This is a genomic window from Nannocystis bainbridge (assembly GCF_028368995.1).
GTDB lineage: Bacteria > Myxococcota_A > Polyangia > Nannocystales > Nannocystaceae > Nannocystis > Nannocystis bainbridge.
Map to the genome: position 1 here is coordinate 2,257,028 of NZ_JAQNDL010000003.1, position 14,393 is coordinate 2,271,420.

The following is a 14,393-nucleotide window of genomic DNA, read 5'->3' on the forward strand; positions in this document are numbered from 1 at the left end:
CAAGAGGACACACGAAAATCACCGCGACCGGCCGGCCGAACAGCCCCGACCACCCGGCAGAGCTCGACCTCTGCCATGTCCCTTCGGACATGCTTTTTAGAGCATGTCGCGCTCGCCTCGCCGGCCGGCCGCTCTGGCCGCCCTGTCGGCCGCCGCGGGCGCCGAACCGCGATTTGCCGGGCGCCGCCGCCCTCGCAGGCGCGTCCGCTGCCCGCCTGGGCAGATCTCGCGCCTCGCGGCTTGAACTCGCGCGGCCGGCTTCTACCCTCGACTTGCGCTCGCGTGTCCGACGAGCCTCGGCGTCGCGGGCACGGCGGCCACGAGGATCCCCGGATGGTCCGTCCCATCGAACACGCCCGCGCCAGCAAAGCTCGCCGTTACTGGTTCGCCGTCGGCGTCACCGCCGTCGCGGCCGGGCTGCGCCTGCTCGGCCACACCCTCGAGCCGCAGCCGCCGGTCCTCGTGCTCTTCACCGGCGCCGCCAGCCTCTCCGCCTGGTACGGCGGGCTCGGCCCGGCGATGCTCACCATCGCCCTCTCGGTCTTCCTCGACTTCTGGTTCTTCGACCCGCACCTCGCCTTCGCCCTCGATCGCTGGACCGACCTGATCGACCTCGGCATCTTCGCCCTGGTCGCCTTCGCCGTCGCCTGGCTGTGTGAATCGCTGCACGCCGCCCGGCGCGTGATGGAGGTCCGCGCGCGCGAGCTGGCGCTGGTGTCGGCCAACGAGCGGGCCTGGAAGGACCGCTACGAGGCCGCGGTGCGGGCCAGCGGTCACATCCTCTACGACGACGACCGCGCCGGCGGGCGCATCGTCTTCAGCGGCGCCTGTCTGCCGATCCTCGGCTATGGCGCCGAGGAGCTGGGCGACAGCCTCGACTGGAGCGCCCTCGTCCACCCCGAGGACCTGGCGCGCTTCTGCCTCTCGCGCCGCGCCGGCGACGGCCTCGAGGTCGAGTACCGCGTCCGTCACCGCGGCGGGCGATGGATCACCCTCCACGATGTCGGCCAGAAGCTCGTCGACGCCGAGGGCCGCGTCATCCGCGTCGTCGGCTTCCTCAAGGACGTCACCGCCCAGCGCCGCGCCGAGGCGGCCGTGCGCGCCAGCGAGGAGCGCCTCCGCCTCGCCGTCGAGGCCACCGGTCTCGGCGTCACCTCCACCGTGTTCGAAGCGGACGGCACTGTCCGCTTCGAGTGGACCCGCGAGGCCCGGCTCGCCTTCGGCGTCGAGGGCGACGGCGAGCTCACGCTCCCCGACCTGCTCGCGCGCGTGCACCCCTGCGACGTCGCGGCCGTGCAGGCGGCCGTGCGGGCCGCGCTCGACCCCGCCGGCGACGGCACCGACAACCTCGAGTTCCGCGTCGTCCACCCCGACGGCGGCGTGCGCTGGCTCGGCTGTCAGGGCCGCACCACGTTCGACCTCGCCGCCAGCCCGCCGCGACCGCTGCGCAACCTCGGCATCGTCCGCGACGTCACCGAGCGGAGGACCACCGCCGAGCAGCTGGCCGAGAGCTTCGCCCTCATCGACGCCCTGGTCTTCAAGGCCCCGATCGGCATGGCCTTCATCGACCGCGGCTACCGCTTCGTCCGCGTCAACGAGAAGCTGGCCGAGTTCAACGGCATCGCCGCCGCCGAGCACATCGGCCGCACCGTCGCCGACGTCTTGCCCGACCTGTGGCCGCGGCTCGAGCCGGTCCTGCGCGACGGCCTGCGCGACGGTCGCGAGCGCGTCAACACCGAGGTCGAGGGCCCCACCGCGGCCCAGCCGGGCCGACGCCACTGGCTCGTGAGCCAGTACCCGATCCGCGCCGGCGACCGCCTGCTCGGCATCGGCGTCACCGTCGTCGAGACCACCGACCAGAAGCGCATCGAGGCCTCCTTGCGCGAGGCCGACCAGCGCAAGGACACCTTCATCGCCACCCTCGCCCACGAGCTGCGCAACCCGCTGGCGCCGATCCGCAACGCCCTCGCGCTGCTCGGCGTCGCCCGCGACGCGCCCGAGCGGGCCGCCAGCCTCGCCGTCATCGGCCGCCAGGTCGAGCAGATGGCCCACCTCCTCGACGACCTGCTCGACGTCTCTCGCATCACCCGCGGCCGCCTCACCCTGCGCCGCGAACTGGTCACCCTCGACGCGATCATGGCCCGCGCCGCCGAGACCGCCAACCCGTGGATCGTCGCGCGCCGCCACAGCTTCGCCGTCGACATCCCGGACGCCCCCGTCCTCCTCGACGCCGACCCGATCCGCCTCGCGCAGGTGTTCTCCAACCTCTTCACCAACGCCGCCAAGTACACCGATCCCGGCGGCACCATTCGCGTCACCGCCAGGGTCCACGGCGAGCGCGTGCAGATCGGCGTCGCCGACACCGGGGTGGGGATCGCCGCCCAGCACCTGCCGCGCGTGTTCGAGATGTTCTCGCAGGTCGGCCCCTGCTCGAGCCGCGGGGACGGCGGCCTCGGCATCGGCCTCGCGCTGGCCCGCGGCCTCATCGAGATGCACGGCGGCGCGATCACGGCCCACAGCCCCGGTCCCGGCCGCGGCAGCGAATTCATGGTCGAGCTGCCGCTCGCCGCCCAGGCCCACGCCAGCGGTCCCCACGCGCCGCTCGGCCCCGCGCGCGAGGGGCCGTCGACCGGCCGGCGGATCGTCGTCGCCGACGACAACGTCGACAACGCCGACACCCTGGCGATGCTGCTCGAGGCGCTCGGCCACGAGGTCTTCACCGTCTACGACGGCGAGGCGGCCGTGCGCGCGTGCGCCGAGGTCCGCCCCGACGTCGTCTTCCTCGACATCGGCATGCCGCGGCGCGACGGCTACGAGGTCTGTCGGTGGATCCGCCAGCAGCCGTGGGGCGGCGCCACGCTGGTCATCGCCCAGACCGGCTGGGGTCAGGACGAAGATCGCCGGCGCGCCGCCGCGGCCGGCTTCGATCATCACCTCACCAAGCCCGCCGACCCCGACCGGCTGCTCGCCCTGCTGGACGCGCAGCCGACGGCCGCGTGATGACATGTCCCGAAGGACATATCATCAATCACCGCCGCCTCAGAAGCGGCCGCCGAGCATGAACGTCCCGCCGTCGAGGAACGGCGTCGGCGCCATGTTGGCGCGCAGGCGGGTGCGGCCGAGCCTGAAGCCGTCGACGTCGGCCACGCGCTGGGCCTTGCCGTCGTTGACGAACATGATCGTGCCGGCGATGCCCATCGCCAGGCCGGCGATCTGGACCAGGCCCGGCAGGGCCATGAACACCTTGGGCGTGATCGCCTCGGTGCGCAGGTACGGGATCGTCATGAACGGCCCGATCAGCGGGATCAGCGAGAAGCCGGCCGCGCGCCGACAGTTGGGCGCGTCGGCGATGCTGCAGGTGTCGTGAATGATGCCGGCGACCAGCGCCGTGAACAGGTACGACGAGCCGAACATGGTCCAGCCGGCGATCATCAGCGCCTTGCGGCGCTTGGGCGGCGGCTGCGGCGGCGGAGCGTACATGGTGCCGGCGGCCGGCCCCTCGGGCGCCGGCGCGGTCGCGCTGGGATCGGCGTAGGGTTGCGGCGCCGCGGCGGGATCCTCGGCCGATGCGGCCTCGGGCGCGGCCGGATCTTGCGCCGTGGCTGACCAGGAGGCCAGGGTCGAACGGACAGGCGCGGCCGCGGCCTCGGGACATACGAGCGACGCGGCGACGACGACGGCGAGGGGCAGGGCGGTGCGGTGCATTCGGGTTCCTGTGGTCTGCAGCCTAAAGCCCGCCCCGGCAAGGCGTAAACGCGAATCGACCTGCGCAGTGCGCGGGGCCCCGGCTTCGTCGCACTTTCGCACTGTTCATAATCCTCCCCTGCGCCCCGGGCCGGCGTCCATTCCCTGTCCCAAGGGCCAGGTATCCGAATGACGTTCTCCCCGCTGAGGTCGCCGCCGCGGCCGCGACCGAACGACTCTGCGCGGATCTGCGGGAGACCTCCTGCGCGCCCTCGCACGGCCCAGCGCGCCAGCGCAAGACGCGCGGAACTCCACTTCCGAGGTTCATGGGCCGCGCTTGGAATCGCCGTACTCGCGACCTGCTCTCGCGGGGGGCTGTGACCCGAGCGAGCGGAGGCGTAGCATCGTGCGATGCGCTGCGCGTGCTCCTTGCTGGCCCTCTTCCTTGCATCCGGCTGCAGCGACGACGGTGGGGGCACCACCTCGCAGACCTCGCAGTCCACCGTTGCGAGCGCCACCACCTCCACATCGAACGACGCGACTTCGGGCGGCATGCCGACCAGCACCGGCGGCACGACCGGCACCACGGCCGAGCCCGGTAGTACGGGTTCTAGCGGCGTCAGCAGCGAGATCTCCTCGACCTCCGCCGCTTCCACCACCACCGGCCCCGGCGCCACCACCGACGATCCCGCCTGTCCCCCGGTCAAGGGCGAGTACAACGATTGCACCGACCCGCGCGGCGACATCGACAACAAGGCGTGCAAATGGATGGGTGACGGCGAGAACGGCTTCATCACTTGTCTGAACGCGGCAGGCATGACGGGCGCCTCCACCTGTTCGCTCATCAACTGCGAGCTCGACTGTCACTGCTTCGACGCCCCCGCGACTGGCACCGCGACCAGCATTTGCAAGCCGAACGCCACCGACAAGGGTGACAGCGCCTGCGTGCTCGACTGCTCGGACGGCGCCACCTGCCCTGACGGCATGGTCTGCGACAACGACACCTGCTTCTGGCCGGCCCCGTGATCGCCGTGCGTCGCCCGCTGCTCCTCCTCGCGTTCGCTCTCGGCTGCCCGCATCTGGTCCCGCCTGCCGCGCCGAAGGAGAACGGTCTACCGGCCGTCGACCCCCGCGAGCAGCCGCTCCCCGAGCCCGTGCGGGTCGCCTCGGCCCGGGCCCACGGTGGTTGCGACACCGGGGCCCAGTGCGTCGAGCACCTCGACCCCGACCATTCGGCCGACGACGGCCGTCGCACCTGCGAGCAGGACGGCGCTCGCTGGCTCACCGGCGCCTGCCCGCACCGCCGGGCCCACAGCGCCTGCATCACCACCTATTTCCTCGTGTTCGACTACGGCAAGCTGCGCGCCGACGAGTTCGGCAACCCGCTCCACCGCGACCTCGCCGGCGCCCGTGAGGCCTGCTTGCGCGAGCAGGGCGAGTTCTACGAGCTCACCCCGTGAGCGCTCGAGCATGAATGACATGTCCCTCACGACATGTCCTTCATGACATGTCCCCGTCGCCATCTCGCTGTCCGCATCGGCCACCTCGTGCGCCCCGGGTCTCGCACGCGCCGATGACCCGTCCCGCGAGACAGCCCCCGTCACCTCCCGGAGCCCCTGCCGCGACCGGCCGCCGCCCGGCCCGACTCCGGCATGCGCGGTCCCGCTTGACGCGCGGCTGCGCTCATTGTAGACCACTGAACGGAAGATCAGCCATGCACGACAGCGACCTCGCCGATCCCGTCTCCCCCGCGCTTCTCGACCTCCTGGCCCTCTTCGAGGGCCCGCTCGCCGACGTTCAGTTCCCCGGCGTCGACCAGGGCACGCTCCGGGGCCTCGTCGATCAGGTGCGCGGACACGCGCAGGAGCTCGACCAGATGCGGGCCCAGCTCGACGCCCTCCACAACCACCTCGCCGAGGCCCGCCTGCGCCTGCTCCGCACCGCCGAGCAGGGCCTGGCGTACGCCCGGGTGTTCGCCGCCGACGACCCGGAGCTCGAGTCGAGGTTGGCCGACATCAACCTCGGCGGCAAGCCCGAGCCGCGCCGGCGCAAGCTCGAAGTCGCGGCCGCCGATTCCGGCAACAACGAGCCCCTGCGTTTGCCGCCGCGCCGCGGTCGCAAGCCCCGCGCCGCCGAGGAGGCCCCGACTGGTTCGTGATGGCCCGCGGCCATCGTCCGGATGGTAGAACCCCGCCCGTGACCTACGCCGAGCTGCGCGCCGCACTCCGCCACGAGCACCTCCCGCTCGCCTACTGCGACCTCGACCTGCTCGAGGCCAACGCCCGCAGCCTCGTCGAGCGCGCCGGCAGCTTGCCGATCCGCCTCGCCTCCAAGTCGGTCCGCTGCCGCGACATCCTCCGCCGCGTGCAGGCGCTGAGCCCCGTGTTCCAGGGCATCCTCTGCTACAGCGCCGCCGAGGCCGCCCACCTGGCCGCCGACGACTTCAAAGATCTGGTCGTCGCCTACCCGACGGTCGATCGCCACGACCTCGACCTCGCCTGCACGGCGATCGCCGGCGGCGCGGAGATCTGTCTGATGGTCGACGACCCGCTGCAGCTGCCGTTCCTGTCCGAGGCGGCCACCCGGGCCGAGGTCACGCTGCCGGTGGCGATCGACCTCGACATGTCCTCGACCTTGCCCGGCATCCACTTCGGCGTGCGGCGCTCGCCGGTGACGGAGGTCGACACCGCGGTGGCCCTCGCCGACGCCATCGCCGGCACCCCGAACCTCCGCCTCGACGGCCTGATGGGCTACGAGGCCCAGCTGGCCGGCCTGCAGGATCTGCTGCCGGGCCAGCGGCTCAAGAGCGCCGCCGTGCGGGCGCTGAAGCGCCGCTCGCAGCCGGAGGTGTTCGCCCGTCGGGCCGCCGTCGTCGCCGCCATCAAGGCCCGCGGCCACGAGCTGCGGTTCGTCAACGGCGGCGGCACTGGCAGCCTCGAGCAGACCCGCACCGACGCCGCGGTCACCGAGCTCGCGGCCGGCTCCGGCCTGTACGGCCCGACCCTGTTCGACGGCTACGACAGCTTTCGGCCGCAACCGGCCGCCGGCTTCGCGTTGCCGATCGTGCGGCGGCCGACCCCGAACATCTACACCTGCTTCGGCGGCGGTTACATCGCCTCCGGCAGCCCCGGCCGCGATCGGCAACCGACCCCCTTCTTGCCGCCCGGCGCCGGCCTGCTCGCCAACGAGGGCTGCGGCGAGGTCCAGACCCCCGTGACCTACCCCGGCCCCGAGCTGCTGGCGCTCGGCGACCCGATCTTCTTCCGCCACGCCAAGGCCGGCGAGCTGTGCGAGCACTTCCCCGAGCTGGTGCTGCTCGCCGGCGCCGCTGTGGTCGGCCGCGCCCCCACCTATCGCGGCGACGGCAAGAGCTTCGTCTGACCCGGTAGCGACCGCCGCGAGACGAGGCCAGGTCGCTCAGGCGAGCACCCGTTCAAGCCGGCCGACCCTCCCGTCGCCCCGACGATTCCCGCCGCGAAGCCGCCGGATCGCCCGACCGCGGCAAGGCGAGCGCTCGCCTGACCCGGCCGACTCTCCTGTCGGCCCGACGACTCCCACCACGAGGCCGCCGGGTCGCCCGCACCGAGGCGAGCCTGTGTCCAACCCGGCCGAGCTCTCGTCGCGCGATGTTTCACGCCGCAAGGGCCGCAGCGTCCGAGCCCTCCGACGCCTGCGCCGCGCAAGCAACTCGAGGCGTCCTCAGGCTGCTCCGCTTCGCCGCAGCGACTGCGTCCCGCGGGACCGGTGATTGTCTCAGTTTCGTCGGCGCGCCCCCGCGGCTTCGTCCGCGTCGGCCCGCCTGATATCATCCGCTGGCGATGTTCGGGCGCAAGCAATGGTCCAATTGGTCGGGCGGCGTCACCTGTCGTCCGGGCCAGTTCGTGGTCCCGAGCACCGTCGAAGCCCTCAGCGACCTGGTCCGAGAGACAGCCGGCGCCAACGGCAAGCTGCGGGTCGTCGGCGCCGGCCACTCCTTCAGCCCGGTCGTCGCCACCGAGCACACCCTCGTCTCGCTGGCGCGGATCCGCGGCCTCGCCGAGGTCGACCGCGAAGCCGGCGCCGCCACCGTGCTGGCCGGCACCACGATCCGCGACCTCGGCGGCCTGCTCGGCAAGCACGGCCTCGCGCTCGAGAACCAGGGCGACATCGACAGCCAGGCGATCGCCGGGGCCGTCAGCACCGGCACCCACGGCACCGGCATCGCCTTCGGCAGCATCAGCACCCAGGTCCGCGCCCTCACCCTCGTGCTCGCGACCGGCGAGCTGCTGCCTTGCTCGCCGACGCAGGAGCCCGAGATCTTCAAGGCCGCCCAGGTCGCTCTCGGCAGCCTCGGGGTGCTGGCGCGGGTCCGCCTGCAGTGCGTGCCGAGCTACGTGCTCCGCGACGTCCGCAAGAACGTCGACCTCGCGCAGTGCCTGGCCGACTTCGAGGACAGCTGCCGGCGCCACCGCCACTTCGAGTTCTGGTGGTTCCCCTACAGCGACCGCGCCGCCACCAAGGCGCTCGACATCGTCGCCACCCCGAAGCCGCGCTCCGTCGTCAAGCGCGTGCTCGCCGACAAGCTGCTCGAGACCGGCGTGTTCTGGGCCGCCTCCGAGGCCGTGCGGCTGTTCCCCGGCCTCTCGCGCCCGGTCGCCCGCTTCGCCGCGCGGGCCATCTCCGAGGCCGACCACGCCGACCACAGCCACCGCGTGTTCCCCAGCCCCCGCGACGTCCGCTTCAACGAGATGGAGTACGCGGTCCCGGTCGAGCGCGGCCCCGACTGCCTGCGCGAGCTCAAGGCGTACATCGAGCGCGACCGCGTCAATGTCCACTTCCCCGTCGAGTACCGCGTGGTCGCCGGCGACGACATCTGGCTGAGCCCGTTCTACCGCCGCGACAGCGCCGTGATCTCGGTGCACATGTACGCCGGCATGCCGTACGCCGACTACTTCGCCGGCTGCGAGGCGATCTTCCGCAACCACCGCGGCCGCCCGCACTGGGGCAAGCTCCACGGCCTGACCGCACATGAACTTCAGGACATGTACCCGGAATGGCACCGCTTCCACGCCGTCCGCCGCCGCCTCGACCCCCGCGGCGTGTTCATGAACGACCATTTGACGAGGATCTTCGGCGCCTGATTTGCCCGGCACGGCGAATCCGCGACATGTCCTGAAGGCCAGATTACCAGCCTTTTCGCTTGGACATGTCCCGAGCGACATGTCACCCGAAGGCCAGCTCACCGGCCTCGCCTGCCCGCATAGACATGTCCCAAAAGCCATGTCACCGCCTCATCACATCCGCCCCTGCGCGCCCTCGCGCCATGCGCTCGCGCCCTTGATCTCGCCTCCGCCTGCGGCGACCATGATCGGGTGAAGCTCGTCTGGTCGCTCATCGCCGGCCTCGGCGGCCTGTTCTTCGCGGTCGGCCTCACCCTGCTGATCGTCAACCAGCGGTTCTACGGCAGCGCGCGGCGGACCGACGGCGAGGTCGTCCACCTCCGCTTCAGCAACAAGGGCAGCGCTGCGCCCGACGTGGCCTACACCGACCACCTGGGCCGCGAGCACCTCCACAGCTCCAACGTCTACTCCAAGCCCGCGTATCGGGTCGGCGAGCCCGTCACGATCGCCTTCGACCCCGACGACCCCGGCGACGCCGCGATCGACAGCCTCACCCAGCGCTGGCTGTTGCCCGGCATCTTCGGGTGCATCGGCCTCGTCCACCTCGGCATCGGCTCGACCTTCCTGCTGCTCCGCTCCCGCCGCAAGCGCGAGATCGCCAGGCTCTTGCGCGAGGGCCAGCGCGTCGACGCCCCCATCGTCGAGATTGCCCACAACACCAGCATCCGCGTCAATCGCAGGAGCCCGTGGGTCATCCGCTGCGAGGTCACCTTGCCCGGCGAAGCGACCGCCCGTCGCTTCGTCAGCCGGCGCTTCTGGAACGACCCTCGCCCGCACCTGCGCGGGCGCAGCCTGCCCGTCTGTTACGACCCCCGCGATCCTTCACGCCACGTCGTCGACACCGGCGACCTCGATCCGGGCCGCGCCTTCGAGCGCCGCGGCTGACAGCAGCCACGCGAGCGGACGGCGCTGGCCGCCTCGGCCGGTGCGACGCGTCACCCATCCGCCGAGCCACGCGCGGCCTCGACCTCGTGCACGCGCATGCGGCCCGACGCCGCACCTCCCGCCGCCCCGCGTTGACGCCGGCCCGGGTGCGGCGCACGCTCCCTGCGTGTCGACTCGCAGCGCGCTCCCGCCTGGCTCCCGGCGCACCCTCCTGCAGACCTATCGCTACACCCGCGACCCGTACCGCTTCTTCGTCGAGATGGCCGAGGAGTACGGCGACCCGTTCACCATCCACGCCGTCAACGGCAGCGTCGCCATGACCGGCAATCCTGCCGGCGCCCAGCAGATCTTCGCCGCCGACCCCGACGCCTTTGTCCCCTTCGGCGCCGAGGTCTCGCGCCCGCTGCTCGGCGACAGCTCGATGCTGCTGCTCTCCGGCGAGCGTCACCGCAAGGAGCGCAAGCTGCTCATGCCCGCCTTCCACGGCGAACGCATGCGCGCCTACGGCGAAACGATCCGCGCCGCCGCCCACGCCGCCGCCTCGACCTGGCTCAAGGGACAGACCTTCGTCTTCCAGGACAGCTCGCAGTGGATCTCGCTCGAGGTCATCATCCGCGCCGTGTTCGGGGTCGTTGACCCGGCCCGCGTCGAGGCGGTCCGCCAGGCCATCCTCGAGTTCGTCGCCGCCACCGTCCCGAGCTTCATGTTCTTCCCGTTCCTGCAGCGCGATTTCCTCGGCATGGGCCCGTGGGCGCGGTTTCAGCGGGCTCGCCGGCGGATCGGCTTCCTCATCGCCGCCGAGCTGGCCGCCCGTCGCAGCCGGCCCGAGGAGCTCGGCGACGACATCCTGAGCCGCATGCTCGCCGCCCGTCACGACGACGGCAGCGGCATGAGCGACAGCGAGATCCACGACGAGCTCCTCACCCTGTTGTTCGCCGGCCACGAGACCTCCGGCATCGCCCTCGCCTGGTCGATCTACTGGCTGCACCGCAACCCCGACCGCCTCGAAAAATTGCTCGCCGAGCTCGACACTGCCGGCGAGCGGCCCGAGCCCGAGGTCGTCGCTCGCCTGCCGTACCTCGAGGCCGTCGTGCACGAGACCTTGCGCCTCTATCCGATCGCCCCGGACGCCCCGCGCATGCTCGCCCGCCCGCTCGAGCTCCTCGGCTACACCTTGCCCGCCGGCGCTGGCGTGGCCGTCGCCACCGGCCTCCTGCACATCCGCCCCGACCTCTACCCCGAGCCGCACGCCTTCCGCCCCGAGCGCTTCCTCCACAAGAAATTCAGCCCCTTCGAGTACACCCCGTTCGGCGGCGGTCATCGCCGCTGCCTCGGCGCCGCCTTCGCCACCTACGAGATGAAGCTCGTGCTCGCCGCGCTGCTGCGAAACTACCGCCTGAAGCTCGCCGAGCCGCGCGAGGTCAAGCCGGGCCGCCGCAACGTCGTGCTCGGCCCTGCCACTGGCGTGCGCGTCACCTACCTGGGCCCGCGCCGCGCCGGCGACCTGCCCGCCTGAAGTTGCCCGTCGCGCAGCCTCGGCGCTGCGCGAGAACTTCGCAGTACCCCGATTCGGGGACACCTTCGCTTCACGGGTCGCCGACCGCGATCGTCGGCGTCTCCTCCACGAACGCCGGCGCGCCTGCGACTTGCCAGCGGATCAGCAGCTTCTCCGCGCGGTAGCCTTGCGCCATCGTCGTCACGCTGCGGACCAGCCCGAGCCCGCGCACATAATAGTTGTCCTCGTGTTGCACGTGCTCGACCGGCGGCACCGCGAAGCCCGTCTTCAACGTCGTGATCATGCGCGTCTGCGTCTCGCAGCGCACGTGCACCGCCGTCTGTCCGCGGAAGCCGTCCTCGCCGACCACCGCGCAGCGGCCGAACACCGCCATCGACGACACCGGCGTGTCGAGCTCCTGCCGCCATTCCCAGCGCATCCCTGGCGACAGCTCGCGCGGCAGGTACACCCCCTCTGCCACCCGCGTCGTCACCTCCCCGGCCGCGCTCGTCATCGAACCGATCTCCGGCGTCACTCCGAGCTGCGAGATCACCATGTCGCGCTCGCTCGTCCCGCCCTGAAAATCGCTGCGCACGCGCGCCACCAGTCGTTCGCCGCGCCGCTCGGCCGCGACGATGCGGTCGGTCGATCGCGTCGTCGGCACCTGCACCGCCGGGTGTGACTGCGGCATCGCGTACTCCCACACGTCGCCCACGCTCGCCGGCGCGTACGGGTGCTCCGTCGAAGGCGGCGGCGCCGACTGCACATCGCAGCCGACGAACACCAGCGCCCCCGTCACGATCAACTGCCAGCCCGGGCCTGGCTCGATCTCCGTCGTCGTGCTGCGGCGCTGGGCCATGCCGCATCGTCCCCGGCCCGCCCGCGCCTCGCAAGGCCCGGTCCGCCGCGATCTCGCGCGCGCCCGCGAGCGCGGGCGAAAATCACATGTCCCGCAGGACATGTCCTCTTCGCCAGCTCGCCGTCGACCCTTGGAGTCGTTTTAAACGACAATGCGAACGGCCGTACGAGACGGCCGCTCGCGGGTCACGAGCGAGGCTCGCGACGTGAATCCTAGTGGTCCTGCTCGCCCTCGTCGCGGCCGCTGGGCGACATCGTCTCGCTGCGCGGCATCTCGGAGCGGTTCTCCGGGGTCGACGACGAAGTCGAAGCCTCGCGCTCCTCGAGCTCCGTGTTCAGCTCGTCGGACACGCCGGTCATGCCCTGCCCGCTGCGCTGGCCGCGGTTGCGGTCGCGGCTGGAGTTGGCGCGGTTGCTGTGCGACGCGTGGCCGCCCTTCGCCCCGATCTCCGCCATGTGCTCGCGGTTCTGGCTCACGACCTCGCCGCCCTTGCGGCCGGCCGCGCGGGCCTCGTCGGAGTCGAACTCGTGCGCCGTGCCCTTCTCGTGGGCCGCCCGGCCGCCCTTGCGCGCGATCTCCCGCTGCTTCTCCGCGTCCATCCCCGCAAAACCGCGGCCTCCGCGGCGCTCCCCTGAATTCCCGGTGCTGTTCGGCATGTTGGTACCTCTGTCGCGGACGCTCTGGATCCGCGTCGTGCTGGGTTCTTTGAATCGGTGTCTTCGTGGCCGTAGCGCTGTCTGCGCAGGCCGAAGAGGTTCGAGGCAACCATGGTCGACTGCGTCACCTCGGCAAGGTGGAGCTCGGCGCGCGCAGAGGTCTACGACCCCCATTCGGATCGGCGATCCTGCCGCCGGGGCCGCTGGGACGGGCGCCGCGCCGCTGAGCCCGCTCGGAGAATCAGGGAATTCCCGACCCAAGATCATGTTTACCGCTTGCAATTTTTCCTCAGCGCAGCGCGCGAATCTGCGCCGCGACCGCGATCGCGTTGACACCGCACTCTGCCGGGGGGACGCTGTGGTCACGATGACCCGCAATTTCCTCGTGTATGCCGTGAGCGCGTGCCTCGCCGGCCTGTTCGGATTTGCCTGCAAGAGCGGCGGCGGTGGTGGTGGCTCGCACGCGCCGGGGACCGTCACGGCCATCGAGGGTTCGTCGTCGTGTCCGCGGTCGGTGCCGGCGCGCGGGGCGTCCTGCCCGCGGGGCGAGTCCGAGTTTTGCGTCTACCGCACCACCGGCGGCGACTTCGCCTGTGTCTGCGGCGGCGGCAAGTGGGGCTGCGGCTCCAAGTAGGAGGAGACCGGCCGGCCGGTCCCGCCTCCCCGCGCGGAGGAACCCGCGGTCCGTGAACGCGGGGCCGCGCCTGCGTCGGCAGGCGGTCGTGGCTCCGCGCCCGCTTTTCGTGCGGCGCGCGGCTGCGATACCCTCCGACGATGCTCCCTTATCTCGTTCGTGCCCGCTGGACCGCGTTCACCCTGCTCCTCGGCTGCAGCTTCGACGGCAGCGGCTTGGTCAGCGCAGGCCCGCCGAGCACGACCAGCACGACCGGCGATCTCTCCACCTCGACCGGTCCGGGGACCACCACTCTGCCGACCACCCTCGATACGGAGGGCAGCGACAGCGGCAGCGCGACGACGAGCACGACCACCCCCGTCGACCCGACTACCTCGACCACCACGACCACCACCGATACGTCGACCACCGGACCGGACACCACGACCTCGACCGGTCCTGACACCACGACCTCGAGCACTACCAGCACCGATACCAGCACCTCGACCGGCCCCGACACCACCACCGATCCCGAGCCGGTTTGCATGGACCCGGGCCCCGAGCCGAACGAGGACGAGGCCGGTTCGATCGACCTCGGCAATCAACACTGCAAGGCCCAGGCGAAGAGCTTCATGGGCATCCTCGACGGCGACACCGACGTCGACTGGTTCCGCTTCCACGGCGACTTCAGCGGTCAGTGTGGCGACCTCAGCCCCGACCCGCGGGCCAAGATCGTCGTCACCACCCCGGGCCCGCTCGAGGTGTGCATGTTCGCCGACTGCGACGCCCAGGGCAGCACCAACTTCGACTGTCCCAACGGCACCTCGGAGACCGACTCGCCCGACGGCCGCGACGGCTGCTGCGGCTCCGGAAACATGGAGTACGTCGTCAACTGCCAGAGCAGCGGCAACGAGAGCGCGGTGATCTATGTCCGCCTGCAAAAGGCCGAGGTCGACGCCTGCCTCGAGTACAAGGTCGACTACAGCTATTTGAGCGGCAACTGACGCTCACGCGTGAAGCCGGCGCGCACCGATGATTGCGC

General features: G+C 71.6%; 13 protein-coding genes. 10 read left to right on the forward strand and 3 right to left on the reverse strand.

Translation table 11 applies throughout. The annotated features are described in order from the left end of the window. Positions 1–333 precede the first annotated feature (333 nt). Positions 334–3,000 carry an ATP-binding protein gene (locus tag POL25_RS34160; RefSeq protein WP_272090500.1) on the forward strand — a complete coding sequence of 889 codons (2,667 nt, stop codon included), beginning with the start codon at positions 334–336 and terminating at the stop codon, positions 2,998–3,000. Positions 3,001–3,039: 39 nt separating this feature from the next. Here the strand turns inward: POL25_RS34160 and POL25_RS34165 are convergent, their stop codons facing one another. Then, positions 3,040–3,705 carry a hypothetical protein gene (locus POL25_RS34165; RefSeq protein WP_272090501.1) on the reverse strand — a complete coding sequence of 222 codons (666 nt, stop codon included), beginning with the start codon at positions 3,703–3,705 and terminating at the stop codon, positions 3,040–3,042. 390 nt (positions 3,706–4,095) lie between these two features. Between POL25_RS34165 and POL25_RS34170 the strand changes: the two genes are divergently transcribed. From POL25_RS34170 to POL25_RS34200, 7 genes are all read left to right on the forward strand, one after another. Next, on the forward strand, positions 4,096–4,710 hold the full coding sequence (locus tag POL25_RS34170; RefSeq protein ID WP_272090502.1) for a hypothetical protein: 615 nt from the start codon (positions 4,096–4,098) through the stop codon (positions 4,708–4,710). Continuing rightward, positions 4,707–5,144 (forward strand): hypothetical protein, encoded by a 438-nt coding sequence (locus tag POL25_RS34175; RefSeq protein ID WP_272090503.1) that lies wholly within the window; start codon positions 4,707–4,709, stop codon positions 5,142–5,144. Before POL25_RS34170 ends, POL25_RS34175 begins: the two co-directional genes overlap by 4 nt. Positions 5,145–5,398: 254 nt before the next feature. Then, on the forward strand, positions 5,399–5,842 hold the full coding sequence (locus POL25_RS34180) for a hypothetical protein (protein WP_272090504.1): 444 nt from the start codon (positions 5,399–5,401) through the stop codon (positions 5,840–5,842). A 38-nt stretch (positions 5,843–5,880) separates the two neighbouring features. Continuing rightward, a complete protein-coding gene (locus POL25_RS34185; RefSeq protein WP_272090505.1) occupies positions 5,881–7,065 on the forward strand; it encodes an alanine racemase in 1,185 nt (394 codons plus the stop codon). Positions 7,066–7,502: 437 nt separating this feature from the next. Beyond that, a complete protein-coding gene (locus POL25_RS34190) occupies positions 7,503–8,804 on the forward strand; it encodes a D-arabinono-1,4-lactone oxidase (protein WP_272090506.1) in 1,302 nt (433 codons plus the stop codon). A gap of 231 nt (positions 8,805–9,035) precedes the next feature. Beyond that, positions 9,036–9,728 (forward strand): DUF3592 domain-containing protein, encoded by a 693-nt coding sequence (locus POL25_RS34195; RefSeq protein ID WP_272090507.1) that lies wholly within the window; start codon positions 9,036–9,038, stop codon positions 9,726–9,728. Positions 9,729–9,894: 166 nt separating this feature from the next. Beyond that, complete coding sequence (locus tag POL25_RS34200) at positions 9,895–11,244, forward strand: cytochrome P450 (RefSeq protein WP_272090508.1); 1,350 nt, start codon at positions 9,895–9,897, stop codon at positions 11,242–11,244. A gap of 70 nt (positions 11,245–11,314) precedes the next feature. On the opposite strand, the gene POL25_RS34205 is transcribed toward POL25_RS34200, so the two are convergent. Next, on the reverse strand, positions 11,315–12,082 hold the full coding sequence (locus tag POL25_RS34205; protein ID WP_272090509.1) for a hypothetical protein: 768 nt from the start codon (positions 12,080–12,082) through the stop codon (positions 11,315–11,317). A 212-nt stretch (positions 12,083–12,294) separates the two neighbouring features. After that, complete coding sequence (locus POL25_RS45075) at positions 12,295–12,681, reverse strand: KGG domain-containing protein (RefSeq protein WP_272090510.1); 387 nt, start codon at positions 12,679–12,681, stop codon at positions 12,295–12,297. Between the two features lie 424 nt (positions 12,682–13,105). Between POL25_RS45075 and POL25_RS34215 the strand changes: the two genes are divergently transcribed. Next, complete coding sequence (locus POL25_RS34215) at positions 13,106–13,372, forward strand: hypothetical protein (RefSeq protein ID WP_272090511.1); 267 nt, start codon at positions 13,106–13,108, stop codon at positions 13,370–13,372. A 140-nt stretch (positions 13,373–13,512) separates the two neighbouring features. Continuing rightward, positions 13,513–14,355 carry a hypothetical protein gene (locus POL25_RS34220; RefSeq protein ID WP_272090512.1) on the forward strand — a complete coding sequence of 281 codons (843 nt, stop codon included), beginning with the start codon at positions 13,513–13,515 and terminating at the stop codon, positions 14,353–14,355. The last annotated feature ends 38 nt before the right edge of the window (positions 14,356–14,393 follow it).

Bases quoted from the DNA above. Each gene is read 5' to 3' on its own strand.
- POL25_RS34170 (WP_272090502.1), top strand. From the start codon at position 4,096: ATGCGCTGCGCGTGCTCCTTGCTGGCCCTCTTCCTTGCATCCGGCTGC.
- POL25_RS34160 (WP_272090500.1), top strand. From the start codon at position 334: ATGGTCCGTCCCATCGAACACGCCCGCGCCAGCAAAGCTCGCCGTTAC.
- POL25_RS45075 (WP_272090510.1), bottom strand. From the start codon at position 12,681: ATGGACGCGGAGAAGCAGCGGGAGATCGCGCGCAAGGGCGGCCGGGCG.
- POL25_RS34205 (WP_272090509.1), bottom strand. From the start codon at position 12,082: ATGGCCCAGCGCCGCAGCACGACGACGGAGATCGAGCCAGGCCCGGGC.
- POL25_RS34190 (WP_272090506.1), top strand. From the start codon at position 7,503: ATGTTCGGGCGCAAGCAATGGTCCAATTGGTCGGGCGGCGTCACCTGT.
- POL25_RS34220 (WP_272090512.1), top strand. From the start codon at position 13,513: ATGCTCCCTTATCTCGTTCGTGCCCGCTGGACCGCGTTCACCCTGCTC.
- POL25_RS34215 (WP_272090511.1), top strand. From the start codon at position 13,106: ATGACCCGCAATTTCCTCGTGTATGCCGTGAGCGCGTGCCTCGCCGGC.
- POL25_RS34180 (WP_272090504.1), top strand. From the start codon at position 5,399: ATGCACGACAGCGACCTCGCCGATCCCGTCTCCCCCGCGCTTCTCGAC.
- POL25_RS34165 (WP_272090501.1), bottom strand. From the start codon at position 3,705: ATGCACCGCACCGCCCTGCCCCTCGCCGTCGTCGTCGCCGCGTCGCTC.